The organism is Mesorhizobium sp. M7A.F.Ca.US.010.02.1.1 (assembly GCF_004023085.1).
Lineage (GTDB): Bacteria > Pseudomonadota > Alphaproteobacteria > Rhizobiales > Rhizobiaceae > Mesorhizobium.
This window is the reverse complement of record NZ_RZRV01000003.1, coordinates 295,165-319,234: the sequence shown is the minus strand read 5'-3', so window position 1 is coordinate 319,234 and position 24,070 is coordinate 295,165. Positions and strand designations below refer to the sequence as shown.

Genomic DNA, 24,070 nt, shown 5'->3' with positions numbered 1-24,070 from the left:
CTATGACCGGCTCTGCTCTTCATCGTCCTCCACGCCACCCTTGGCGGGCGCCATGAGCAGCACGGCAGCACCCAGAATGGCGGCGATGAAGGAGCCGGCGAGGATGCCGACCTTGACCGCGTCCTGCAGCGCCACGTCGCCGGCGAAGGCGAGCAGGCCGATGAACAGGCTCATGGTGAAGCCGATGCCGCACAGCAGCGATATGCCGATCATGTGCGTCCAGCCGGCATTGGCGGGCAGGTCGGCAAGACCGAGCCGGATCGCAAGTGCCGAGGAGCCGAACACGCCGACCAGCTTGCCAACCACCAGGCCGGCGGCGACACCCAGCGTCAACGGCTCGATCAGCGCACTGACGCTGAGGCCGGCCAGCGAAACGCCGGCATTGGCAAAGCCGAAGATCGGGATGACGACGAAGGCCACAATCTTGTGCAGGCCGTGCTCGAGCCGGTGCAGCGGCGAATGGTCGAGATCGTGGCCGATGCCGGCGGAGCGCTCAAGCGGGATGGTCAGCGCCAGCGCCACGCCGGCGAGCGTGGCATGGACGCCGGATTTCAGCACCAGCATCCACAAGATGACGCCGAGCACGAGATAGGGAACCAGCGTCATCACCCGCATGCGGTTGAGCACGACAAGCGCGGCAATGACGGCGAAGGCAGCACCCAGATAAGCCAGCGACAGGCCGCTGGTGTAGAAGATGGCGATGATGATGACGGCACCGAGGTCGTCGATGATCGCCAGTGCTGTGAGGAACACCTTCAGCGAAGCCGGCACGCGGCTGCCGAGCAGCGACAGCACGCCGAGCGCGAAAGCGATGTCGGTGGCGGTCGGGATCGCCCAGCCGGACAGGGCGGCCGCATTGTCGCGGTTGACGGCCACATAGACGAGTGCGGGAACCACCATGCCGCCGGCGGCTGCAATGCCGGGCAGCACGCGCCGGGGCCAGGTGGAGAGCTGGCCGTCCAGCATCTCGCGCTTGATCTCCAGTCCGACGAGCAGGAAGAACACCGCCATCAGCCCGTCATTGACCCAATGCGAGACGCTGAGCGGGCCGAGATAGGCGTGGAGCGCGGAGAAATAGGTTTCGGCGAGCGGCGAATTGGCGACGATCAGGGCCAGTGCCGCCGCCACCATCAGGATGATGCCGCCAGCCGCTTCACTATCGAGGAATTCGCGGAAGACGGAAACCGGCCGATGCTTCAAGTCCTGCATGTCGCCTCCGTCATGCCGTCTGTTTTGGCGGGCTTCGATCCCGCAAGATGGCAAACGGCGGCCTTAACGCGGCGCCCGCTTGGCCAGTATGCGCTGCAAGGTGCGTCGGTGCATGTTGAGCCGGCGCGCTGTCTCGGAGACGTTGCGCTCGCACATCTCATAGACGCGCTGGATATGCTCCCATCGAACGCGGTCGGCTGACATCGGGTTTTCCGGCGGCGCCGCGCGCTCGCCGGCGGTGCGGGTGAGTGCCGCGAAGATATCATCGGCGTCGGCGGGCTTGGAGAGATAATCGACCGCACCGAGCTTCACCGCGGTCACCGCGGTGGCGATGTTGCCGTAGCCGGTCAGGATGATGGTGCGGGAATCCTCGCGCTTTTCGCGGATGGCCGCGACCACGTCGAGGCCGTTGCCGTCGCCGAGCCGCATGTCGACCACGGCGTAGGCGGGTGGATTGGCGCGCGCCTTGGCAACCGCCTCCTCGACGCTCTCGGCCGTCTCGACCACGAAGCCTCTAGCTTCCATGGCGCGGGCCAGACGCGTGAGGAACGGCTTGTCGTCATCGACGACAAGCAGCGAGGTGTCCTCGCCTTCAACCATTGCGCCAATATTCTCGTCGCCTGTCATAGTCTCAAAATTCCTGCTGCCTTAATTTTACGCAAATATAGTTCCTGAGCCTCCTTGTCCAATTTTTAGAGGTCCTTCAAGGCTCTCAGGCGGTGTCGAACATGCTGGCCGAAGTGATTTCCGGATTGAGGAACACACCACGCGGCCACGATATCTGGACCATGGCGCCCTCGCCCAGGCCGCTCGAATTGCGGAAATCGAGCACGGCACCAGAGCGTTCGAGCAGGGTCTTGGCGATGAACAGGCCGAGGCCCAGACCGCCGCCGGTTTCATTGCCCTGGCGCGTCGACATATAGGGCTCGCCGATGCGGTCGATGATCTCGGCCGGAAAGCCGGGGCCGTCATCGATGATCGAGAAGGTGACGGTGGCCTCGTCCCAGCTCCAGCGCACGGTGACGCTTTTGCGGGCAAAATCGACGGCGTTCTCGACCAAGTTGCCGAGGCCGTAGATGACGCCCGGATTGCGTCGCCCGACCGGCTCGGGGCCGATGCGTTCGCCGGGCCGAAGCTTGATCGAGATGCCGAAGTCCCGGTGCGGCGCGGTGACCTCCTCGACCAGCGAAGTCAATGGCAACCGCGAAAGATGCGCCTCGCCCTCGGAGGACAGGCTGGTCAGCCGCTTGAGAATCTCGCGGCAACGCTCGCTCTGCGAACGCAACAGCGTCACGTCTTCCCCGTATTTCGGATCCTTGCCGAGCGCCTTTTCCATCTCCTTGGCGACAAGCGCGATGGTGGCGAGCGGCGTGCCGAGCTCGTGCGCGGCCGCGGCGGCCAGCCCGTCGAGTGCCGAAAGGTGCTGCTCGCGCTGCAGCACGAGCTCGGTTGCGGCGAGCGCATTGGCAAGAAGCCGGGCTTCGGCGGCCACGCGGAAGGCGTATATGGCGGTGAAGGCGATCGAGGACAGCACCGCCATCCACATGCCGGCGACATAGAGAAAAGGCATCGCCAGCGGCGCGTCCTCATGCCAGGGCAGCGGCAGATGGACAAAGACCAGAAAGGTCGCCGCCGACATGACCAGCCCACCGAGGATGGCGGTCAGGCGCAGGGGCAGCGATGTCGCCGAAATGACGACAGGCACGGTCATCAGCAGCGAGAACGGGTTGGTGAGGCCGCCGGTCATGTAGAGCAGGCCGGCAAGCTGCAGGCTGTCGAAGATGAGGATGCCGAAGGCCGCAAGCGGCGTGAGCCGGTGCGCCGCCGGAAAGCGAAAGGCGAGAAACAGGTTCATCCAGGCCGAACAGGCGATTAGGGCAAAGCAGAGGCTGACCGGCAGTGGAAACTTCAGCCCATAGGCGACGACGAGCACCGTCAGGCTCTGACCGACAATGGCAAGCCAGCGCAACCGGATCAGCGTGTTGAGGCGCAGTCTCTGGCTCTGCTGGAAATCGGGCGAACGCAAAACGTTGATCATGGCCATGAATTACAGCCGTAGGACCAGGAACGCTAGGTCCCGCGCGGTTTGGCGCGGGCGGTGGCGGCGGCGAGCAGCGGGTTTTCCGGCCAGACATGCTTGGGATAGCGGCCGCGCATGTCGGCGCGCACATCGGCCCAGGAGCCGCGCCAGAAGCCGGGCAGGTCGCGCGTCGTCTGGATTGGCCGGTGCGCCGGCGACAGGAGTTCGAGCGTCAGCGGCACGGCGCCATTGGCGATCGAAGGATGGCGGTCGAGGCCGAACAGCTCCTGCACGCGAACCGCCAGCACCGGCCATTCGCCGTCATAGCGGATCGGCACATGGCTGCCCGACGGGGCATCGAAATGGGTCGGCGCCAGCGTATCGATCCTGCGCTGCAGATCATGCGGCACGAGGCTGGTCAGTCCGGCCGAGACAACGCCCGCATCGATGGCGGCAAACGATGCCGCGCCGGCGAGGTAAGGCAGCAGCCAGTCGTCGAGGCGCTCGATGAGGGCGGCATCCGCCATGTCGGGCCAGGGCGCGCCAAGGCCGCGATGCAGCCAGCCAAGCCGCTGGCGCAGCGTTTGCGCCTCCTTGCTCCAATTCAGCAGCGACAGCCCGTGCTGGCGCACCGCATCGAGGACGGCGCGATCAGCGTCAGCACCGATTGGCGGCGGCAGCATGCGCTCGGCAAGCGTGATGGCGCCAAGGCGCACTGTTTCGCGGACGCGCACGGCGCGCTTGTCGCGGTCGAAGCTCGTTTCACGGCGGACCTCGATCCTGTCCGCCAGCGCAGCGCGGACATCGTCCTCGCCGATCGCCGCCGCCGCCGTGATGCGCGCATTCTGTGCCTTGCCCTGCAAGTCGGCGACGACCAGAAACGGCTCGCCCGCCAGCGGATCGCCGGCGTCGAGCATGGCGCCGGAGCCGTTGGCCAGCACGAAACGGCCACGCTCGCCACGCGCCTTCGCCACCCGATCCGGCCAGGCGTGGACGAGCAGGGGACCGGCTGACTTACCCTCCCCCTTGTGGGGAGGGTCGGCGAGCGCGCCTTGCGCAGCAAGGCGAGGGAGACGGGGTGGGAGTGCAGCGCTCGGCCTACCCCCACCCCGCTCCGCTTCGCGGATCGACCCTCCCCACAAGGGGGAGGGTGAAGAGGTGCCGGCCTGCCGCGCCAGCCGTTCGGCGAGCTGCTTGGCGGCGGTAGCGCGCGGAGATCTTTCCCCACGAAAGCGCATCAGCCGTCGCTCCAGATCGGCGCCGTCGCCACCAAGACCGCGTTCGGTGAGCAGCACCGCAAGCATCGCCGCTTCGAAGGCATGGCCGCTGCCGGCTGCCTCGGCAACCATGTGCGCCAACCGCACCGGCAGAGCGAGCTTGCGCATCGCTGCACCCGCCTCCGTCAGGCGGCCCGTCTCGTCGACGGCATCCAGCGCGCGCAGCAGTGCCCTTGCCTCACTAAGGGCCGGAACAGGCGGCGGATCGAGAAAGGCGAGCCCTGCCGGATCGGCAACGCCAAAGGCAGCGCAATCGAGCAGCAGTCCGGACAGATCGGCCTCGAGGATTTCCGGCGGCGTGAAAGCGGGAAGTGCAGCCGTCTGCTCGGCCCGCCACAGCCGGATGGCGACGCCAGCCTGCGTGCGCCCGGCACGGCCGGCGCGCTGGTCGGCGGAAGCCTTGCTGACACGCACGGTTTCCAGCCGGGTGAGGCCGCTGGCCGGCTCATAGCGCGGCAGGCGCGACAGGCCGGAATCGATGACGACGCGCACACCGTCGATGGTGATCGAGGTTTCGGCGATCGAGGTGGCCAGCACCACCTTGCGGCGGCCTGAAGGCGCCGGCTTGATCGCGGCGTCCTGCGCCTTGCCGTCGAGCATGCCGTAGAGCGGCACGATGTCGGTTTCAGTGCCGACCTTGCCGGCCAGCCGCTCGGCGGTTCGCTCGATCTCGCGTTGGCCGGGCAGGAAGGCAAGCACGCTGCCGATCTCGTCGGCAAGGGCTGTGCGGATCGCCTTGGCCATCGCGTCCTCGATGGCAATGCCGGTAGGGCGCTCGTCGTAGCGGATGTCGACAGGAAAGGCGCGCCCCTCGCTCTCGATCACCGGCGCACCCGACAGCAGTTTCGCGACCCGCGCGCCGTCGAGCGTTGCCGACATCACAGCCAAGCGCAGGTCCGGCCGCAGCGCACCCTGCACGTCGAGCGCCAGTGCGAGCCCAAAATCGCCATCGAGCGAACGCTCGTGGAATTCGTCGAAAATGACAGCCGAAACGCCGGGCAATTCGGGATCGTCGAGGATCATGCGCGCCAGCACGCCTTCGGTGACGACTACGATCCTGGTCTTTGCCGAAATGCGGTTTTCCATGCGCATGGCATAGCCGACGGTGGCGCCAGGTTCCTCACCAAGCAATTCAGCCATCCGGCGGGCGGCGGCGCGGGCGGCGAGGCGGCGCGGTTCAAGCAGGATGATCTTGCCGGCGCCGAGCCAAGGCGCGTCAAGCAGCGCCAGCGGCACCAGCGTCGTCTTGCCGGCGCCCGGCGGCGCCACCAGCACGGCGCTGTTGCCATGGCCGAGCGCTTCCCTCAGCGCCGGCAGCACGGCAGATACAGGAAGCTCCGGCAGGGGTTTTGTGGTCATGGCGCCCGCATATCAGCGGTTGTGGCCACGGCGCAACCAGAGACGGTTCAAAGCCGGGTGCGCGAAAACGGGTTCCAGCGCACGGTGCCCAGCCGCGCTTCCTCCCGCACCATGGTCAACAGGCCGGCGCCGCCAACGACCGCCAGACCAACCAGCGACAGCCCGTCCGGATATTCCTGGAAGAACAACGCGCCGAGGACCACCGCCCAGGCGATCTGCGAATAATGCGTCGGCGCAACGCGGTTGGCGGGCGCGTATTTCATGGCCAGCAGTTGAAGGAATTGTCCACCTGCGGTGAAGGCTCCGGCCATTGCCAGCCACAGCAACTGCTTTCCGCTGGGAACAGTGAAGGCGGTGGCGGCGGCACCGATGCCGTTGAACAGCAGGCCGCAACCGACCAGCACGCCGAGCATGGTGGTGCGCTTTTCCTGCTGCGCCAGCGAGCGCATCAGGATGACGCTGATGGCGGCGAGGAAGGCAACGCCGAAGGCGGCAAGATGGCCGAGATTGAGCTCGCGAAAGCCAGGCCGCACCACCAGCATGACACCGGCAAAACCGGCGACCACCGCCAGCCAGCGCCAGGGGCCGACCTTCTCCTTGAGGATCACCGTGGAGAGGATGGTGACGCAGAGCGGCGCCAGGAAGATCAGCGCATAGGACTCGGCCAGCGGAATGGTGGTGAAGGCGTAGACGCTGAGCACGCCGGAAGCGATACCCGCCCAGGCGCGCGCCTGCACCGCCCATGGCCTTTTGGTGCGCCAGAAATCGCGCCAGCGTTCGCCCGCAGGTCGCGTGAAGAATAGGAAGAAGCCCGCGAACAAGGTTATGAAAAAGCCGATCTCGAAGATCGTGAGCTGACCGCCCAGGCTTTTGACAACGGCATCGCTGCCCGAATAGCTTGCGTAGGCGATCAGGGCGAGCAGGATTCCGTTCGTCACGTTGTTCCAGTTCCGGGGAGAGAGTGATTTGAAAATCCTAGCGCTCGGTGCGCATCCGGACGACATCGAGATCTTCATGTTCGGTACGATGGCCGCCTATGCCGCGCAAGGCGCAGAGCTCACTTTTGCCATGGCCACGGATGGTGCCAGGGGCGGCACGAGTGATCCCGCTGTTCTCGCTCGTGTCCGTCGCGATGAAGCAACGGCCGCGGCTGCGCTGGTAGGCGCAATGCCACGCTTCCTCGACTTCCCGGACGGCGAGTTGGTGGCCGATGCAGCGCTGATCGGAGCTCTGAAAGCACTGATTGGTCAAACCGGCCCGGATCTGGTGATCACGCATGCGCCCAACGACTATCACGCCGACCATCGCGCGCTGTCGGACGGCGTGCGCATCGCGGCGTCTTTCGCCGTCCCGGTGCTGCATGCCGACACGATGGGCGGCACCGGTTTTTCGCCGACGCACTACGTCGACATTTCCGGGTATGCCGACGTCAAAGCTGAGGCGATCCGAATGCATCAGTCGCAGGATCCCGACCGCTTCGTCGACATCGCGCGGACACAGAACGCCTTTCGCGCCGGCCAGTGCAACAGCGCGCAAGGCTCATCGGCCGAAGCGTTCCGTTTCGAACCGTCGTTCCCGTTCGCCGATATCCGCGCGCTGCTGCCGCCGGCGCCGCCAATCCGCAAGGTGATGGTGAGCACCAGAAGGGTGGATTGAAAACCGAGGCTGCCCCACGTCCTGGTCAGAATCGGCCTGAAGAGCTTCGGTAGGCCGACCAGCGACCCGCGCTTTTCCCAAGGTTTTCAGACATCGCCATAAGCATGCTGCGGCGCAGCAACGAATTCGCTTGCCTTGTTTAGTAAAAATTGCATCACTAAACAAATTACTAAACATCCGCAGCGTGACCGCGCCGCCATGTTTGGGCCCCTGAGGAGAGGGGTTGAGGGCTTTTTGAAACCGTCATCCGGGCGCGTTTCGCAAATGGGAGGAAGTCATGAAATCGAGCTTGAAACTGGCGTTGGGACTGACCTCGGCGATCACAGCGTCGACAGCCGTCTCGAATGTCGCGCACGCTGAAGACCTGACGCTGTGCTGGGCCGCTTGGGACCCGGCCAACGCGCTTGTCGAACTGTCCAAGGATTTTACCAAGGAAACCGGCATCGGCATGAAATTCGAGTTCGTGCCGTGGACCAATTATGCAGACCGTTTCCTCAACGAGCTGAATTCGCACGGCAAATTGTGCGACCTGATCATCGGCGACAGCCAGTGGATCGGCGGTTCGGCCGAGAACGGCCACTACGTCAAGCTGAACGACTTCTTCGACAAGGAGAAGATCAGCATGGACGACTTCGTGCCGGCAACCGTCGTCGGCTATTCGGAATGGCCGAAGAACACGCCGAACTACTGGGCGCTGCCAGCCATGGGCGACGTCGTCGGCTGGACCTATCGCAAGGACTGGTTCTCCAAGCCGGAGCTGCAGAAGGAATTCAAGGAGAAGTACGGCTGGGATCTCGGTCCGCCGACCACCTTCGACCAGTTGAAGCAGGTCGCCGAGTTCTTCCAGAAGCGCGAGATTGACGGCAAGACCGTCTACGGCGCCTCGATCTATACCGAGCGCGGCTCGGAAGGCATCACCATGGGCGCCATGGACGTGCTCTACAGCTACGGCTTCCAGTACGAAAACCCGAAGAAGCCCTACGAGATGGAAGGCTTCGTCAACTCCGACAAGTCGGTGAAGGGCCTGGAATTCTACAAGGCGCTTTATGATTGCTGTACCCCTCCGGGCGCGTCGAACAGCTACATGGGCGAAGGCGTCGATGCCTTCAAATCCGGCCAGGTGGCGATGCACATGAACTTCGCCTTCACATGGCCGGGCCTGCAGAAGGACGAGAATGTCGGCGGCGACAAGATCGGCTACTTCGTCAACCCGAAGGGTCCCGACGGTGAGCAGTTCGCCCAGCTCGGCGGCCAGGGCATCTCGGTAGTGTCCTATTCCGACAAGCAGGAGGCGGCGCTGAAATACATCAAGTGGTTCGCCAACAAGGACGTGCAGGCCAAATGGTGGTCCCTCGGCGGCTATTCCTGCCTCAACGCGGTGGTCAAGGATCCGAAGTTCCCGGCCAGCCAGCCCTACGCGCAGACCTTCCTCGACTCGATGGCCATCGTGAAGGACTTCTGGGCCGAGCCGAGCTACGCACCGCTGCTGCAGGCTTCGCAGAAACGCTTCCATGACTATGTCGTGGCCGGCCAGGGCTCGGCCAAGGATGCGCTCGACGGCCTGGTCAAGGACTGGACGCAGGTCTTCCAGGACGACGGCAAGATGTAACCCCGGCTCCTCCCGAGCTAGGGCCCTAGCGTCCCGTGCCGCCCTTGGCACGGGACGCAGTTCAGATAAATTCCATGACAGAGACGACCAAGTGACCGAAGCAGGACTCACCATGCTCAATCGGACTGCGGAGAACGTTGCCCGGGCGACCCCGGAACCGTTGGCCGGCAAGGTCCGGGGCATCAGCGACAAGGGCCTCGCCTGGCTGTTCATCTCGCCGACGATCCTGTTGCTGCTGGCCATCAACATCTTTCCGCTGTTCTGGGCGATCTATCTGTCGTTCACCAACTACCGGGCCAACCGGCCGAACGAGGTGGTGAAGAATCTCGGCTTCGCCAACTACCAGCGCATCCTCGGCGACAAGGATATCTGGATCGCCATGCAGACGACGGCGCATTTCGTGTTCTGGACCATCCTGTTGCAGACGCTGATCGGCTTCACGCTGGCCTGGCTGATCGACAGGAAGTTTCGCGGCCATGCCTTCTGGACGACGCTGATCCTGGTGCCGATGATGCTGTCGCCGGCGGTGGTCGGCAATTTCTGGCGCTTCCTCTACGAGCCGCAGATCGGCCTGTTCGCCTACGCCATCTCCTTCGTCACGAGGATCCCGCCAACCGATATCCAGATGCTCTCCAACGTGTCGCTGGCGCCGTGGTCGATCATCATCGTCGACACGTGGATGTGGACGCCCTACGTGATGCTGATCTGCCTCGCCGGCTTACGCTCGATCCCCGAATACATCTACGAGGCGGCCGAGGTCGACCGCGCCTCCAACTGGCGGCAGTTCTGGTCGATCACGCTGCCGATGGCGCTGCCCTTCATCATGCTGGCGGTGCTGTTTCGCGGCATCGAGAACTTCAAGATGTTCGACATGGTCAACCTCTTGACCGGCGGTGGGCCGGGCTCGACCACCGAGGTCGCCTCGATCACGCTGAAGCGGCAGGCTTTTGAGAGCTGGCGCACCGGCTACTCCTCGGCCTTCGCCATCATCTTGTTCGTCGCGGTGTTCGGGCTGGCCAACATCTACGTCAAGGCGCTCAACAAGGTGAAGCAGAGATGAGCCTGACCACTGCCCACTCGGTCGTCGCACCGTCCACGAATTCGAAGCGCATCGCCGGCACGATCATCGTGCTCTACGCGCTGATCTCGATCGTGCCGCTGCTGTGGATCTTCGCCACCAGCTTCAAGACGCCGCCGGATTCGATCGCCTATCCGCCCAAGATCCTGTTCCAGCCCAGCCTCGAAGGCTACTGCAATCTGTTCACGACGCGGACGCGGCAGACGCCGGAATACATCAACTCGCTGGGTCCCGCGACGGGCTTCTGCGACGAGACCACGCGCAAGCGCAACATGGTGATCGCCGGCCCGTCCAACTTCCTGCCGCGCTTCGTCAATTCGCTGATCATCGCCTTCGGTTCGACCTTCTGCGCCGTGTTCCTCGGCACGCTGTCTGCCTATGGCTTCTCGCGCTTCAAGGTGCCGCTCGCCGACGACCTTTTGTTCTTCATCCTGTCGACGCGCTTCATGCCGCCGATCGCCGTCGCCATTCCGATCTACCTAATGTACCGCGAGCTTGGCCTGTCCGACACCGCGCTTGGCATGATCCTGCTCTACACGGCAGTCAATGTTTCGCTGGCGGTGTGGCTGCTGAAAGGCTTCATCGACGAAATCCCGCGCGAGTACGAAGAGGCGGCGATGATCGACGGCTATACGCGGCTGCAGGCCTTCTGGCGCACCGTGCTGCCGCAGGCGACCACGGGCATTGCAGCGACCGCCATCTTCTGCCTGATCTTCGCCTGGAACGAGTATGCCTTCGCAGCGCTTCTGACCTCCGGCACGGCGCAGACCGCGCCGCCCTTCATCCCGACCATCATCGGCGAAGGCGGCCAGGACTGGCCGGCGGTCGCAGCCGGCACGACGATCTTCCTGGTGCCGATCCTGGTCTTCACCATCCTGCTTCGCAAGCAATTGCTGCGCGGCATCACCTTCGGCGCGGTGCGCAAATGATTGATGTGGGAATAAGAGGCCGCCGGTGTCACCGTTTACCCTCTCCTCGTTCACGGCTACGGGATCGACACATTTGCGAACGCTTAGCATTTAGCGAGAGCGTGCATGGCAAGCAGGCACGTGTATCGTCTCGCGCCGCGTCAGGTCGACCCCCACTCCGTCGAGCTTCGCTCGACACCTCTCCCCCGATCGACGGGGTAGAGGAAGGGCGCGAACTTAATTCAGCCAGGCTCCCTTCCTCTCCCTCCGGAGGGGGGAGAGGTGGCGCTGCGAAGCAGCGACGGAGTGGGGGAACCACCTGGCAGCCATCTCTCCCTTTGGACGTGGAAAAGGAAGGCTACGTATGACGCGCGCCGCCATCTCCAGGAAATCATCATGGCCTCGCTGGGCACGGCGCGGGCTGATGGAAAACATCGCGACGGCACTAATCGCCATCGGCTTCCTGATGCTGTTCCAGCCCTTCGCGCTGTCGCTCTACACCTATTCCTTCATCACCATGCTCGCCGGCACCGTGATGTTCATCATCGTCTCGAAATTCCCGGAATAATCATGGCCGAAATTCGCGTCCAGCACCTGAGAAAGGCCTTCGGCGATTTCGTCGCCGTGCAGGATTCCAACTTCGTCGTCGAGGATGGCGAGTTCTTCGTCATGCTCGGCCCGTCGGGCTGCGGCAAAACGACGACCTTGCGCATGATCGCGGGGCTCGAATTGCCGACCGGCGGCCAGATCCTGCTCGGCGGCGACGACGTCACCATGCTGCGGGCCCGCGAGCGCGACATCGCCTTCGTCTTCCAGCTCTTCGCGCTCTATCCGCACATGAATGTGCGCAAGAACATCGGCTTCCCGCTCCTGGCGCAAGGCATGCCTTCGGCCGAAATCCGCACCCGTGTCGAGGAGACGGCGAAGCTGCTGCGCATCGACCATCTGCTCAACAAATCCGTCTCCGGCCTGGCCGGCGGCGACCGCCAGCGCGTCGCGCTCGGCCGCGCCATCGTGCGGCGGCCAAAATGCTTCCTGATGGATGAGCCGCTCGGCACGCTCGACACCGAATTCCGCGATCTGATGGTCCGCGAGCTGCGCGAGCTGCACAACCGCATCCACGCCACGACGGTCTATGTCACGCACGACCAGATGGAAGCGATGTCGATGGCCGACAAGATCGCGGTGATGAACCATGGTGTCATCGAACAATTCGGAAGCCCACGCGAAATCTACGACCGCCCGGCGACCATGTTCGTCGCCGACTTCATCGGCTCGCCGCCGATGAACTTTCTGGGATTTGGCGGCGGACTCGCCAAGGGCGCCAGGGAGATCATCGTGCAAGGTGCAAAGGTGGCGGTGCCGGAGGTGCGCGAGGACATCGCACCGAGCGACATGGCGCTCGGCATCCGCCCGGAGCACATACGCTTCGACGACGCCTCCAAGCTGCGTGGCGCCATCTATGGCACCGAATATCTCGGCACCACGCAGATCGTCGCGGTGGAGACGGCGGACGGCATCATCAAGGCGCGCGTGCCGGCTGAAATCCGGCTCTCGACCGGCGATCATGTCGGCCTGACGCTGAGCAGCGCGCGGCTGTCGCTGTTCGAGAAGGGGTCCGGCCGCGCGGTGAGAACCGCGATCCACGATGTCGCCTCGGAGCGGAGGGCCCAGCATGGCTGAGGTGCACATCAAGAACGTGACCAAGAGTTTCGGCGACCATGTCGCCGTCGACGGCCTCGACCTGCACATAGCAGATGGTGAATTCGTCGTGCTGCTCGGGCCGACCGGGGCCGGCAAGACAACGACGCTGCGGCTCATCGCCGGGTTGGAACGGCCGGATACCGGCACGATCGAGATCGGCGGACACAATGCCACGACACTGTCGCCGGCGGAGCGCGACACGGCTTTTGTGTTCCAACAATATTCGCTCTATCCGCATCTGTCGGTGTTCGACAATCTCGCCTTCCCGCTGCGCTCACCGGCCCGAAAGATGCCGGAAGAGCAGATCCGCCGCCGGGTCGAGGAGGTGGCCAGGATGGTGCGCATCCATCACAAGCTCGCCAATCGCTCGACCAAGCTTTCGGGCGGCGAAATGCAGCGCGTTGCCATCGGCCGGGCGCTGGTGCGCAAGCCCTCGATCTACCTGATGGACGAGCCGCTGTCGTCGCTCGATGCCAAGCTGCGCGGCGATCTCAGGCTCGAGCTGAAGCGCATCCAGACCGAACTCGGCGCCACCATGCTTTATGTCACGCATGATCAGATCGAGGCGATGACCATGGCCGACCGTATCGGCATCCTTGCCGATGGCGTGCTGGTGCAGATCGGTTCGCCGCGCACCATCTATTCCGAGCCGGCAAACCTGCATGTCGCGGCAAGGCTCGGCCAGCCGGCGATCAATCTTCTGCCAACCGGACTGCTGCCTGACGGCGGCGCACCGGCCGGGACCAAGACGATCGGCGCGCGCACCGAACATCTTTCGATCGCGAAGGCCGCGAATGGTCACGCCGACGGCGTTGTCGACTGGGTGGAGCATCTCGGTGATCAGAACCATTTGCATGTGACGGTAGGGACCAAGAAACTGGTGACGCTGACCGATCCCGACACGGATCTGGCGCAGGGCGACAGAGTGGTGATCCGCTACCGGGCGCCGCTGTATTTCGACGCCGATGGACAGCGATTGATGTGAGCGGTTTTCGGTGATTCAGCACCGGTTTTGACTTTGCCAGTACGGGACGAATTCGATGAAGCACTTTTTCAATCGCAGGGAAACGATCGTCACCGAGGCGCTCGACGGCCTGTTACGGACCATTGGCTCCGGCGATCTCGCGCGCCTCGACGGCTATCCCGAGATCAAGGTCATCCTGCGCACCGACTGGGACAGGACGAAAGTCAGCGTCGTCTCCGGCGGCGGGGCCGGGCACGAACCGTCCCATGCCGGCTTCGTCGGCAAGGGCATGCTGACGGCGGCGGTTTCGGGCGAGATCTTTGCCTCGCCAAGCGTCGAGGCGGTGCTGGCAGCGATTCGCGCGGTCACCGGTTCGGCCGGCTGCCTGCTGATCGTCAAGAACTACACCGGCGACCGTCTCAATTTCGGCCTCGCGGCAGAGAAGGCGCGCGCCGAGGGTTTTGCCGTCGAGATGGTGATCGTCGCCGACGACATCGCGCTGCCCGACATTGCCCAGCCGCGCGGCGTTGCCGGCACCTTGTTCGTCCACAAGATATCAGGCCACCTGTCGGAGACCGGGCACGATCTTGCCGATATAGCGGCTGTCGCGCGAGCGGCAGCGAAGGACGTTGTTTCGCTCGGCATGTCGCTGTCGTCCTGCTCGATTCCCGGCCAGCCGCACGAAGACAGGTTCGGCGAGAACGATGGCGAGCTCGGCCTCGGCATCCATGGCGAGCCGGGCGTCGAGCGGATTGCGGTGCAGAGCGCCGACAGGCTGGTGGCGATCATGGCGGCGCGCCTAGCGGCACGGCTTGATCCCAAGGCCGGCCACGCCTTGCTGATCAATAATCTCGGTTCGGTGCCGCCGCTCGAAATGTCCGTTATCGCCAACGCAGTGCTTGCCTCGCCGCTGGCCAAAACCATCAAGCTGGCGATCGGCCCGGGCCCGCTGATGACGGCGCTCAACATGAACGGCTTCTCGCTGTCGCTGATCCGGCTCGACCCCGCGCGCGAGACGGCCTTGCAGGCGCCGGTCGGTCCGCACGCCTGGATGCCGGCAAAGCCGGTTGTGCCGCCTGCCGTGGTGCCGATGGCGAAAGCGGCCGGACAGAGCGCGGCACGCAAGCCCAGCCAGGATGCACGGACCCGCTCTCTTCTCGTCACCATCTGCGAACGACTGATCGCGCTGGAAACCACGTTGAACGGGCTCGACGCCAAGGCGGGCGACGGCGACACGGGCTCGACGGTGGCGACCGGCGCGCGCAGCATCCTCGAGCGGCTTGATGCGCTGCCGCTTGCCGAGCCGGCGGCGACCCTTGGCGCGATGGGCGACATTCTGAGCGCCTCGATGGGCGGCTCCAGCGGCGTGCTGCTGTCGATCTTCTTCACGGCGGCGGCGCAGGCTCTGGATAGCGGCGCGAGCTTGGCCAAGGCGCTGCTTGCCGGCCTTGAGCGGATGACCTTTTATGGCGGCGCAAGGATGGGGGATCGTACAATGGTCGATGCCCTGGAGCCTGCCCTCAGAGCGCTCGATGCCAAGGGCGTGGACGAAGCGGCTATCGCGGCTCGCCATGGTGCCGAGGCCACCGCTGCCATGGACAGGGCAAAATCCGGGCGGTCCGCCTATGTCGGCAGCAAGCTGCAAGGCGTGGCCGACCCCGGCGCCTATGCAGTGGCCGAGGTTTTCGCGGCGGCGGCCGCGCTCCACGAAGCGGCCTGATTCATGCTCCAGTTGTCGAATGAGCGTTCTTTCGATACTGCGGGCGGCATGGAAACCGGGAATGCGGGTGACATGGCGGCATTGAACCTTGCCCGGCTGATCGCGGCCGCTGCGGATACCATTGCCGCTCACGCCGAGGAGTTGACGGCGCTCGACCAGGCGATCGGCGACGGCGACCATGGGCTGAACATGAAGCGCGGCTTCGAGGCCGTGCGCGCCGAAGCCGAAGCATTTTCGGCCAAACCGCTGCCCGATGCCCTGAAGGCGATCGGCACCAAGCTGGTGATGACGGTCGGCGGCGCCTCCGGCCCGCTATTCGGCACCCTGTTCCTGGCGCTCGGCAAGGAGATTTCAGCGGCGCCTAATCGCGCCAATCTGACGGCAGCGTTCGGCAAGGCGATCGAAGCGGTGGCCGCGCGGGGCAAATCGCAGATCGGACAAAAAACCCTGCTCGACGTGCTGCAGCCGGTGCATGACGCGCTGCTGCAGGGAAAGACAGCTCTTGAAATCGCCGATATCGCCGACGCGGCGGCCGAGGCGACCGTGCCTATGAAAGCCTTGCGTGGCCGCGCCTCGTTCCTTGGCGACCGCTCGATCGGCCACATGGATGCCGGTGCACGTTCGACCGCGCTTCTGGTGCGCACGATCGTCGAAACGTTGGAAGGTCAGCCATGAGCAATGTCGGCATCGTCATCGTTTCGCATTCGCCGCTGGTTGCCGAGGGCACGGCCGACATGGTGCGCCAGATGGTGGGCGACGAAGTGCCGCTTGCATGGTGCGGCGGAAACGGCCATGGCGGGCTCGGCACCAATGTCGAGGCGATCATGGGCGCCATCGACAAGGCCTGGTCGGAAGCCGGTGTCGCCATTCTGGTCGATCTCGGCGGTGCCGAGACCAACTCGGAAATGGCGGTGGAGATGATCGGCGAGCCACGCTCGCACAAGATCATCGTCTGCAACGCGCCGATCGTCGAAGGCGCGGTGATGGCGGCGACCGAGGCCTCAGGCGGCGCCTCGCTCAGGGAAGTGGTGGCGACGGCGCACGAATTGTCGCCGTCGTGAGTGAACGGGAAGCTTGAAGACATGTCCGCATCCGCCGAAGCGACCGTTGTCGTCACCCACGAGGTGGGCCTGCACGCGCGTCCTTCGGTGAAGTTCACCAAGCTGGCCAAGACTTTCGCCGCCGAGGTGGAAATAGCGCTGGCCGCCAACGGGCCATGGTTCGACGCCAAGAGCATCGTCAAGGTGATGGCGGCCAAGGCGCCGAAAGGCACGCTGCTGCATATCAGGGCCAGCGGCGACGGCGCCGATGATGCCGTCGATGCGCTGGTCGAGCTGGTGCGCCGCGATTTCGACGAAGGCACGGACCATGTCCGAACCGCTTAGGCTGCAAGGCATTTCGGCCTCGGCCGGCTATGCCGAAGGGCCGCTGTTCGATCTCGACCAGACTGTCGGCTCCTATGTCGGCAAAGAAACGGCCGACGACGAGAAGGCGGCGCTCGAAACCGCAATCGCCATCGCGGCGGGCCGCCTCACCGCATTGATAGACGCGGCTGAAGGCGACGCCGCCGACATCCTCGAGTTCCAGATCGCCATGCTGGAAGATGATGCGCTGAGCAGCCCGGCCTTTGCCGCTATCCACGCCGGCCAGCCGGCCGATCAGGCATGGCGGCAGGCGCTCGACGCCGAAATCGCCGGCTACGATGCTTCCGACCAGGATTACTTTCGCGCACGTGCCGCCGACATACGCGACATCAGGGATCAGGTGCTGCGGGCACTGACCGAGGCTGGTGACGTCCAGGTTCCAGCCGGCGCCATTCTCTGCGGCGAGGACATCGCGCCGACGCGCTTTCTCGAATCCGACTGGAGCAGCGGCGGCGGCATCGCGCTGAAGGCGGGCAGCACAGCCAGCCACGTCGCCATGCTGGCGCGCTCGCGCGGCGTGCCCATGATAGTCGGGCTTGGTGCTTTGCCGGCTCACTTTGCCGGCATTGCACTGCTCGATGCCGAACATGGCGGCATCGTGCTGTTGCCGTCCAAGGCTGAAATCGACGCCTTCCGCCAATTGTCTTCGTCGTTCACGGTGCGCCGCGACCAAGCCGGGACTTTCCTGGCGCGGCCGGCGGCGACCAGGACCGGCACGCCGGTACGCGTGCAGGTCAACATCGCCGACCCGTCCGAAGTCGACGGCATCGACATCGCCACCTGCGACGGTGTCGGCCTGATGCGCACCGAATTCCTGTTCGGCAAGTCGCTGCCGGATGAGGAGACGCAGTATCGCGCCTACCGCAAGGTGCTGGAGTGGGCCGGCGACAAGCCGGTGACGATCCGCACCGTCGATGCCGGCGGCGACAAGCCGGTGCCAGGCTTCACGGTCGACGAGAGCAATCCGTTCCTCGGCCAACGCGGAATCAGGCTGTCGCTGGCAAGACCGGAGGTGTTTCGTGTACAGATCCGTGCGCTGCTGCGCGCCGCCGTGCATGGCAGTCTGAAAGTGATGTTCCCGATGATCGCCATTGTTGAGGAATACAGGCAGGCAGCGGCGATGTTCGCCGAGGAGCAGGCGGTGCTTGCCACGCGCGGCATCGCGCACAAGATGCCGCCGCTTGGCATCATGGTCGAGGTGCCTTCGGTGGCGATCGTGCCGGAAGCCTTTACTGATGCCGCCTTCTTCTCGATCGGCTCCAATGACCTCACCCAGTATGTCATGGCGGCTGCCCGCGATAACGCTGCCGTGGCGCATCTCAATTCGGTCCGTCATCCAGCCGTGCTGCGGCTGATCGCTGCCGTGACCGCGTTTGGCGAACGAGAAAAAATACCGGTCAGCCTGTGCGGCGATGCCGGCGGCGATCCCGCCTCGATACCGTCACTGCTCGAGGCCGGCCTGCGCGATCTTTCCGTCGCTCCGGCGCAACTCGCCATGGCCAAGGCAGCCATCGCGGACGTTTCTGTCTAGGCGCGGCTGGCATGGTCGACATCAAACCCGAACCTGGCTCCGAGGAGGCGATCCGCGCCTACAAGACGATCCTGTCGCACGTCATCGACCAGCGCCCATCCGGCATGCGCCAGCGCCTTGCCGATGCGCTCGGCAAGCACCGCAGCTTCGTCACGCAGATTTCCAGCCCGGCCTATTCGATCCCGATTCCGTCAAAACATTTGCCGGCTATATTTTCGGTGTGCCATTTCAGCCCGGCCGAGCGTGACCAGTTTCTCGCCGCCTACCATCAGGCGCATCCGGGAAAAATGTCGATCGCATCAGGCATGCGCAAGACGCGGCATGTCTCGCTGATCGTGCCGGATTTCGGCGACGACAAGCAGAACGCCGCGCTCGACAAAGCGGTAAACGACTTCATCCAGAAGATCACCAGCATCACTGGCAAGGGTAGCTGATCGAACGCTTTGTTTTACGCAATTCCGGAAAAAACGCGACACACTTTTCCTGGAATTGTTTGGAAGGCCTATTTCCGAAGGAGACGATCGTGAAGAAGTTCATGAACTCGGTGGACACGGTGCTGACCGAGAGCCTCGACGGATTCGTGGCCGCCCATGCCGACATCCTGGTGCTTGGCGACGCGCACAAATTCATACGGCGCAAGACCTTGCGGCCGGGCAAGGTGGCGCTGATCTCGGGCGGCGGCTCCGGCCACGAGCCGCTGCATGGCGGCTTTGTCGGTCACGGCATGCTGGACGCCGCCTGCCCCGGCCAGGTGTTCACCTCGCCGACACCGGACCAGATGCTGGCGGCGGCGCAAGCCGTCGACACCGGCGCCGGCTGCCTGTTCATCGTCAAGAACTATGAGGGCGACGTGATGAACTTCGACATGGCGGCCGAGATGTCGGAAGGCGTCCAGCAGATCGTGACCAATGACGATGTCGCCGTCGAGAATTCTTCTTATACGACGGGCCGGCGTGGCGTCGCCGGCACGCTGGTGGTGGAAAAGATCGTCGGCGCGGCGGCCGAACATGGCCTGGCGCTGGCGCCGTTGAAGGCGCTGGGCGACCGCGTCAACACGGCAACCCGCTCGATGGGCGTGGCGCTGACCAGTTGCACGGTGCCGGCGGCGGGCAAGCCGACTTTCGGCATCGGCGACGGCGAGATGGAATTCGGCGTCGGCATCCATGGCGAGCCCGGTCGCCGGCGCGACACGTTGAAAAGCGCCGATGCGATCGCGCAGGAGATTTGTGCCGCGATCCTGGGCGATCTCGGCGACAAGGCGAAAGGCCCGGCGCTGCTGTTCGTCAACGGCTTCGGCGGCACGCCGCTGATGGAACTCTATCTGATGTACAACAGCGCACGGCTGATCTTCGAGAAGCGTGGCGTGACGGTGGCCCGTTCGCTGGTCGGCTGCTACGTCACTTCGCTCGACATGGCCGGCTGCTCGATCACGCTGACCATGCTCGACGACGAGACGACCGGATTTTGGGATGCGCCGGTACACACGGCAGCGCTGCGCTGGGGTATGTAAAGCTGGCTTCCACCCTGCTTTTCTGCAACATCTTTCCCTTCAATCGCAACATTGTCCGGGTTGATGCTGCCACCGCTTACCCCTGCCGAAGAAAAGCTGCTGCTGCGCTACGCAGATCCGGAAGCGCCGACTGTCGACGTCGATAATTTGTCGGCAAAGACGCTGATGTCGCTGCTCGACAACGCCGAATTCCATGGCGTCCTGCCGATCATGCTGCGCAAGCTCAGCGGCGACGCGCAACTGCCATCGGATCAGGAGTTGGGAGACAAACTGGAGGACCTGCGCCAGAAAGCGACGATCGCCACCGGCCAGTCGATGCTGTTGAAGTATCATGGCGACCGCATCATGAAGGGACTGGCGGCGGACAATGTTCCGGCGCGGATCGTCAAGGGGCCGGCCTTCGCGCGAAAGCTCTACCGCAACGTCGCCGACAGGCCGTTCACCGATATCGACATCCTCGTCGAACCCGCCAATCTGGCCAGGGCAAACCGGGTGATCGCGGCATGCGGCTTCGAGCTTGGCAGCAACGAGGCCGAATCCTACGAATTGCAGGAATTCAAATGGCTCGAAAAGGAGAATTCCAGCCTGCTGGTCGAACTGCATGGCGACCTCGTGCATGACACCGGCATGCGGCGGCGCCTGTCGCTGGGTTTCCCAGAATTGCGCGCCATCGACGGCGACGCGACCGACACGCCGGCGGCTCTTCTGACGATCGCCATCGTTCACGCCGCCGGCGGCCACAAATTCCACCGGCTGCAGCTTTGCGTCGACGTGCTGCAAGGGGTGCGGGCGCTGCAGTCGCCGGAAGCGGAAACATGCCTGTTCGATGCTGCCCGCATGACCGGCATCGAACTCGAACTGGCTGTTGTGCTCGATGTGACGGGCCAATTGTTCAAGGAGAGCCGAGCGCTTGAACTCGCCGCCCGGATCAAGCCCGATCTCTCGATACGGCTGGCCAAGCGGTTGATCACCACGAATACGCTGCTCGGCGTCAATTCCAGGGACAGACTGGGCTCGCGCCTGCGCCGCGACGCCTTCCGGTGGATCCAGAGATTGGCCAAGGCCAGGCCGCAAGTAGCCTGACTTGACGTCAATCCAGGGTGGCGCTGATCAGCGCCGCAGCGTCAGCCGGGCGCGCGCCCACCTCCAGCCGGAAGGTCGGCACCGCATTGACCAGCCCGCCGATGGTCGCCAGCCGGCGCTTCTGCATGGGCAGCAGCCCGGTCATGCCCGTGCGGACATTGTCCACTGCCAGCGCCACCATTGCGTCGGTCCCGGCCATGGCGACGAGCCGGGTCTGGCTGTCGGCGGAACGCGCCAGGTGCAGGAGGGCCGCCACCGGCCGGGCGGTCGCGTTTTCGACCCGAACGATCCCACTCAGCCTTTCAAGCGGGACGGGCTGTTCGCTGTTGCGATCCCACGTCTGGCCAAGGCATCGCGCCACCTGCGGGATCATTTCGGCAGTCTTCTGGTGGATTTTTACGGCGCGCGGCAAGCCCCAGGCGACGACCTTGCCAGAAGCGACATTCAGGATCATGGCGTCGTCGGAGCAGAGGCCAAAGCCCTGTGTTGCCAGCGCGAGCGACGTCGTGGTCTTGCCGGTGCCGCTTGGAGCATGGATCAGCACCACCGCATCGCTGTCCGGCAACGTCAAGCCGGCAGTGTGCAGCATATGCTGGCCACCGGCGTCGAGCGCGGCGTCGAGCACCAGCATTGCCGGTGTCCACGCGGCTTTCGCGCCAGGGCGGATCCGGAGTTCGGCCCAGCCCGCCACGCCATTGATGGCAACGGTCTGACGCTCGGGAAAGACCAGATGGATGATACCACCATCCTCGATCATCCGGCAGTGACCATCCTCCGGCACCTCGCCATCGAAGACGAGGGATCCGTTGGGTGCCTCGTCCAAGGTGACTGTCTCGGCGATCTCGAGACGAAAGTCCGGCTCGACGGGTTCCGCGATACGCAGGCTGCCCAGCATCCGGTCGAAATCCTGCCACAGCTCGGGGCGCTCGGCCGATATGCCAAGGATCAGGCCGTTGAGGCCATAGCAGGCTGAAGGTCTGGTCAAGCGGGGCGCGCCTTTACGGCATCGGCATGATGACGATAGATTTCGACCATGCCGGGAAGCTTGTCGCTGACCACCGGCCTGCCATCGAGGCAGACCCAGCAATGCGCTGCCAGGCGCTGCGCTTGCATCGACTGCGGATCGACGCCGAAGCGCAGGTCCGGATCGAAACCGGCTAGGCGCAGGAAACGATGACCTAGCAGACCCTCCCTCAGGCACCTGCGGTCACGCATCAGCCAGGGATGGCGGACGGCGCGGTTGACACTCGCGACGATGTAGGCGGACGGCAGACCGCGATAGGGCGTCGACGAGGCGAGCGGCGCCCATTTGAGCACCTCCTCGAAGCTCCGGTTGGTGACAAGGACCGGCATCAGCCGCGCGCTTGCCCAGAGATGGCAGCGAAACAGAGCGCGCAGGAGCGGGCCGTCAGCCATCAAGCACCTGGCGCGGCGAGGATACCTTCAGAGATCAGATCCGTGGCCAGTGCCGCCATGTCCTGATCGAGCGTCCCCTTGTCAACCTCGAACTCCTCGCAAAGCAGGTCGACGATCTGGTCGAGGTTGCGCGCGCCGTCCACCTTGTCGAGAAAGGCTTCGGTCGTGCCGTTGCATGTATAAAGCTGGCCGCTGCGCGCCAAAAGCACGACTGCGCCATCGCCCACATGCTGCACGGAGGCATCCTCGGCTAGCCGCAGAACGGTTCCAGAGACTATTTCCACCACGCCCCTCCAAGCCACGCTCATCCCGGAAATCAGATAGCGCGGAGGTGGAGCGCTGTCTATCAGCCGATCATGGGAGCCCAGTGCACCGGACCAACGGCTTTGCTGACAGAGTCTCCGCCCCAGTCGCGTTAGAACCTGCTCGGTTGCGTCTTCCCGGCCGCATTCGTCCCAGAAATAGTCATCGGTGAAATGTGACAAGCAGCGGGCCGGCCGGCAGCGGACGTTGCATTTCTTCCCCTAAGTAAGATAAAACCTGTCCGGGTATTGGGGAGATAGCGTATGCGTTACAATTGGGAGCGAGCTCCGACGAGCTTCGAACGTCACAGAAAAGCGCTGGCTACAGCCATTTTGATCGCTGGCGGCATTGGCTTCATGCTTGTGGCCCTGCCGATCTAGAAACAACCTTCAGACACAGCGGCTGCCGGCGCCTGGGCGCAACCTCTCAGCGTGGCTGCCCGGTCACCGCGAGGAAGCGACGATCGCGCCCCTCGAAACCCTGGCTGAAACGCTAGACCAGCACGACGATCACCGCCGGCTTGCCGGCCGGGGTGAATTGGTAGGATTCCGACAGGCTGTAGGAGGTCGGGCAGTTTCTTGAGCCCGGCACGGTCTTGTCCTCGTGCAGGATCTTGATCGGCTTGCCATCCTGGCCTTGGAGCGTCAGCCGGAAGCCGAGCGCCTTGCCTGCCTTCTCACCTTGAAGTGGCTTCTCCCCTTGAAGTGCCTGGTCGCCTTGCTGCGTCGCATCGAAACTCGCCGAACAATCGGTCGCGCTGGCCGCCAGGATTTCGTCGAGCTGGATGGTCGAAATGCCTGTTTCGCCATGGAGCGGCGCCAGCCATTTCCGCGACACCTGTTCGAGGCGGGAGATGTCGTTGTAGGCAACCATTTCGCCCGGGAAGGTAAACTTGTCGGAAGCGGCCTGCTCGGCCACAGATGTGATCGCATATTGGGCGAGAACGGGCGCTGCCTGAGCGGCGGCCTGCGCCCTCGCCTGCTCCAGGGTCAGTGTCGCTTCCTCCGTCTCGTCGACGACGAGGATCGGCTTGCCGCCAACCACCTGATCCGTACGGGTATCGATGATATCGATCTGCGACCAGCCGGAGTCCGAGACACCGGCGTCGAGCGTTCCATATTGCTCGAAGGCGAAATAAGCGCCATCCGGCGAAAAGCCGATGATGTGCCGTGCCGCGGCATCGCCGGCTTCAGCGGTTCCGGTGGACATAGCAAGTAGGGCGCCCGTGACCGATGATTGCGCAAAGCGCCCGATGAACCGCACAGCAGCAAACATCACCAACCCCAATCCTGTCTCGCA

At 64.3% G+C, this 24,070-nt stretch carries 24 protein-coding genes; 15 read left to right on the top strand and 9 right to left on the bottom strand.

The window, feature by feature from the left end; genetic code table 11:
* The 5 genes from nhaA to EOA19_RS04935 form a co-directional block, all read right to left on the bottom strand.
* The gene (gene nhaA, locus EOA19_RS04955) at positions 1–1,209 is read right to left on the bottom strand and encodes a Na+/H+ antiporter NhaA (RefSeq protein ID WP_023811625.1); all 1,209 of its coding nucleotides are present in this window, start codon (positions 1,207–1,209) and stop codon (positions 1–3) included.
* Positions 1,210–1,272: 63 nt separating this feature from the next.
* The gene (locus EOA19_RS04950) at positions 1,273–1,836 is read right to left on the bottom strand and encodes an ActR/PrrA/RegA family redox response regulator transcription factor (RefSeq protein WP_013528072.1); all 564 of its coding nucleotides are present in this window, start codon (positions 1,834–1,836) and stop codon (positions 1,273–1,275) included.
* An 85-nt stretch (positions 1,837–1,921) separates the two neighbouring features.
* A complete protein-coding gene (locus EOA19_RS04945) occupies positions 1,922–3,253 on the bottom strand; it encodes an ActS/PrrB/RegB family redox-sensitive histidine kinase (protein WP_128302879.1) in 1,332 nt (443 codons plus the stop codon).
* 26 nt (positions 3,254–3,279) lie between these two features.
* A complete protein-coding gene (hrpB, locus tag EOA19_RS04940) occupies positions 3,280–5,865 on the bottom strand; it encodes an ATP-dependent helicase HrpB (protein WP_128302878.1) in 2,586 nt (861 codons plus the stop codon).
* A gap of 47 nt (positions 5,866–5,912) precedes the next feature.
* Positions 5,913–6,803 (bottom strand): DMT family transporter, encoded by an 891-nt coding sequence (locus EOA19_RS04935; RefSeq protein WP_023811623.1) that lies wholly within the window; start codon positions 6,801–6,803, stop codon positions 5,913–5,915.
* A 28-nt stretch (positions 6,804–6,831) separates the two neighbouring features.
* Here EOA19_RS04935 and EOA19_RS04930 point away from each other — a divergent pair, with 28 nt between their 5' ends.
* From EOA19_RS04930 to EOA19_RS04860, 15 genes are all read left to right on the top strand, one after another.
* Positions 6,832–7,521, top strand: a complete 690-nt coding sequence (locus EOA19_RS04930) for a PIG-L deacetylase family protein (RefSeq protein ID WP_023811622.1) — start codon at positions 6,832–6,834, stop codon at positions 7,519–7,521.
* A gap of 277 nt (positions 7,522–7,798) precedes the next feature.
* Positions 7,799–9,130: an ABC transporter substrate-binding protein gene (locus EOA19_RS04925; protein WP_023811621.1), complete on the top strand. Its 1,332-nt coding sequence runs from the start codon at positions 7,799–7,801 to the stop codon at positions 9,128–9,130.
* A gap of 91 nt (positions 9,131–9,221) precedes the next feature.
* Entirely contained in the window at positions 9,222–10,190 is a 969-nt protein-coding gene (locus EOA19_RS04920; RefSeq protein ID WP_031213403.1) for a sugar ABC transporter permease, read from the top strand.
* A complete protein-coding gene (locus EOA19_RS04915) occupies positions 10,187–11,137 on the top strand; it encodes a carbohydrate ABC transporter permease (RefSeq protein ID WP_023811619.1) in 951 nt (316 codons plus the stop codon). Before EOA19_RS04920 ends, EOA19_RS04915 begins: the two co-directional genes overlap by 4 nt.
* Before the next feature lie 343 nt (positions 11,138–11,480).
* Positions 11,481–11,684: a hypothetical protein gene (locus tag EOA19_RS04910; RefSeq protein WP_128302877.1), complete on the top strand. Its 204-nt coding sequence runs from the start codon at positions 11,481–11,483 to the stop codon at positions 11,682–11,684.
* A gap of 2 nt (positions 11,685–11,686) precedes the next feature.
* Positions 11,687–12,799, top strand: a complete 1,113-nt coding sequence (locus tag EOA19_RS04905; protein WP_023811617.1) for an ABC transporter ATP-binding protein — start codon at positions 11,687–11,689, stop codon at positions 12,797–12,799.
* Positions 12,792–13,805, top strand: a complete 1,014-nt coding sequence (locus tag EOA19_RS04900; protein WP_023811616.1) for an ABC transporter ATP-binding protein — start codon at positions 12,792–12,794, stop codon at positions 13,803–13,805. The genes EOA19_RS04905 and EOA19_RS04900 overlap by 8 nt, the downstream gene beginning before the upstream one ends.
* A 55-nt stretch (positions 13,806–13,860) precedes the next feature.
* Positions 13,861–15,504 carry a dihydroxyacetone kinase subunit DhaK gene (locus EOA19_RS04895; protein ID WP_128302876.1) on the top strand — a complete coding sequence of 548 codons (1,644 nt, stop codon included), beginning with the start codon at positions 13,861–13,863 and terminating at the stop codon, positions 15,502–15,504.
* Between the two features lie 72 nt (positions 15,505–15,576).
* A complete protein-coding gene (dhaL, locus tag EOA19_RS04890) occupies positions 15,577–16,179 on the top strand; it encodes a dihydroxyacetone kinase subunit DhaL (protein WP_023811614.1) in 603 nt (200 codons plus the stop codon).
* Positions 16,176–16,565: a dihydroxyacetone kinase phosphoryl donor subunit DhaM gene (gene dhaM, locus EOA19_RS04885; protein ID WP_013528085.1), complete on the top strand. Its 390-nt coding sequence runs from the start codon at positions 16,176–16,178 to the stop codon at positions 16,563–16,565. Before dhaL ends, dhaM begins: the two co-directional genes overlap by 4 nt.
* A 21-nt stretch (positions 16,566–16,586) precedes the next feature.
* On the top strand, positions 16,587–16,889 hold the full coding sequence (locus EOA19_RS04880; protein WP_023811613.1) for an HPr family phosphocarrier protein: 303 nt from the start codon (positions 16,587–16,589) through the stop codon (positions 16,887–16,889).
* Entirely contained in the window at positions 16,873–18,459 is a 1,587-nt protein-coding gene (ptsP, locus tag EOA19_RS04875) for a phosphoenolpyruvate--protein phosphotransferase (protein ID WP_128302875.1), read from the top strand. The genes EOA19_RS04880 and ptsP overlap by 17 nt, the downstream gene beginning before the upstream one ends.
* Before the next feature lie 11 nt (positions 18,460–18,470).
* Positions 18,471–18,893, top strand: a complete 423-nt coding sequence (locus EOA19_RS04870) for a hypothetical protein (protein ID WP_128302874.1) — start codon at positions 18,471–18,473, stop codon at positions 18,891–18,893.
* An 89-nt stretch (positions 18,894–18,982) separates the two neighbouring features.
* Positions 18,983–19,969, top strand: a complete 987-nt coding sequence (dhaK, locus tag EOA19_RS04865; RefSeq protein WP_128302873.1) for a dihydroxyacetone kinase subunit DhaK — start codon at positions 18,983–18,985, stop codon at positions 19,967–19,969.
* 63 nt (positions 19,970–20,032) lie between these two features.
* On the top strand, positions 20,033–21,052 hold the full coding sequence (locus EOA19_RS04860; RefSeq protein WP_128302872.1) for a nucleotidyltransferase family protein: 1,020 nt from the start codon (positions 20,033–20,035) through the stop codon (positions 21,050–21,052).
* A gap of 7 nt (positions 21,053–21,059) precedes the next feature.
* On the opposite strand, the gene EOA19_RS04855 is transcribed toward EOA19_RS04860, so the two are convergent.
* From EOA19_RS04855 to EOA19_RS04840, 4 genes are all read right to left on the bottom strand, one after another.
* The gene (locus EOA19_RS04855) at positions 21,060–22,037 is read right to left on the bottom strand and encodes an HPr kinase (RefSeq protein WP_023811608.1); all 978 of its coding nucleotides are present in this window, start codon (positions 22,035–22,037) and stop codon (positions 21,060–21,062) included.
* Positions 22,034–22,468 (bottom strand): lasso peptide biosynthesis B2 protein, encoded by a 435-nt coding sequence (locus EOA19_RS04850; protein ID WP_023811607.1) that lies wholly within the window; start codon positions 22,466–22,468, stop codon positions 22,034–22,036. Before EOA19_RS04850 ends, EOA19_RS04855 begins: the two co-directional genes overlap by 4 nt.
* Positions 22,468–22,752, bottom strand: a complete 285-nt coding sequence (locus EOA19_RS04845) for a PqqD family protein (RefSeq protein WP_013528093.1) — start codon at positions 22,750–22,752, stop codon at positions 22,468–22,470. Before EOA19_RS04845 ends, EOA19_RS04850 begins: the two co-directional genes overlap by 1 nt.
* A gap of 511 nt (positions 22,753–23,263) precedes the next feature.
* Positions 23,264–23,980, bottom strand: coding sequence for a DUF2259 domain-containing protein (locus EOA19_RS04840; protein ID WP_245486057.1), 717 nt, complete (start codon positions 23,978–23,980; stop codon positions 23,264–23,266).
* Between the last annotated feature and the right edge of the window lie 90 nt (positions 23,981–24,070).

Bases quoted from the DNA above. Each gene is read 5' to 3' on its own strand.
- EOA19_RS04860 (WP_128302872.1), top strand. From the start codon at position 20,033: ATGCTGCCACCGCTTACCCCTGCCGAAGAAAAGCTGCTGCTGCGCTAC.
- EOA19_RS04915 (WP_023811619.1), top strand. From the start codon at position 10,187: ATGAGCCTGACCACTGCCCACTCGGTCGTCGCACCGTCCACGAATTCG.
- EOA19_RS04945 (WP_128302879.1), bottom strand. From the start codon at position 3,253: ATGGCCATGATCAACGTTTTGCGTTCGCCCGATTTCCAGCAGAGCCAG.
- dhaM (WP_013528085.1), top strand. From the start codon at position 16,176: ATGAGCAATGTCGGCATCGTCATCGTTTCGCATTCGCCGCTGGTTGCC.
- EOA19_RS04895 (WP_128302876.1), top strand. From the start codon at position 13,861: ATGAAGCACTTTTTCAATCGCAGGGAAACGATCGTCACCGAGGCGCTC.
- nhaA (WP_023811625.1), bottom strand. From the start codon at position 1,209: ATGCAGGACTTGAAGCATCGGCCGGTTTCCGTCTTCCGCGAATTCCTC.
- ptsP (WP_128302875.1), top strand. From the start codon at position 16,873: ATGTCCGAACCGCTTAGGCTGCAAGGCATTTCGGCCTCGGCCGGCTAT.
- EOA19_RS04950 (WP_013528072.1), bottom strand. From the start codon at position 1,836: ATGACAGGCGACGAGAATATTGGCGCAATGGTTGAAGGCGAGGACACC.
- EOA19_RS04840 (WP_245486057.1), bottom strand. From the start codon at position 23,980: ATGTCCACCGGAACCGCTGAAGCCGGCGATGCCGCGGCACGGCACATC.
- hrpB (WP_128302878.1), bottom strand. From the start codon at position 5,865: ATGACCACAAAACCCCTGCCGGAGCTTCCTGTATCTGCCGTGCTGCCG.
- EOA19_RS04870 (WP_128302874.1), top strand. From the start codon at position 18,471: ATGGTCGACATCAAACCCGAACCTGGCTCCGAGGAGGCGATCCGCGCC.
- EOA19_RS04900 (WP_023811616.1), top strand. From the start codon at position 12,792: ATGGCTGAGGTGCACATCAAGAACGTGACCAAGAGTTTCGGCGACCAT.
- EOA19_RS04905 (WP_023811617.1), top strand. From the start codon at position 11,687: ATGGCCGAAATTCGCGTCCAGCACCTGAGAAAGGCCTTCGGCGATTTC.
- EOA19_RS04880 (WP_023811613.1), top strand. From the start codon at position 16,587: ATGTCCGCATCCGCCGAAGCGACCGTTGTCGTCACCCACGAGGTGGGC.
- EOA19_RS04910 (WP_128302877.1), top strand. From the start codon at position 11,481: ATGACGCGCGCCGCCATCTCCAGGAAATCATCATGGCCTCGCTGGGCA.
- EOA19_RS04850 (WP_023811607.1), bottom strand. From the start codon at position 22,468: ATGGCTGACGGCCCGCTCCTGCGCGCTCTGTTTCGCTGCCATCTCTGG.
- EOA19_RS04925 (WP_023811621.1), top strand. From the start codon at position 7,799: ATGAAATCGAGCTTGAAACTGGCGTTGGGACTGACCTCGGCGATCACA.
- dhaL (WP_023811614.1), top strand. From the start codon at position 15,577: ATGGCGGCATTGAACCTTGCCCGGCTGATCGCGGCCGCTGCGGATACC.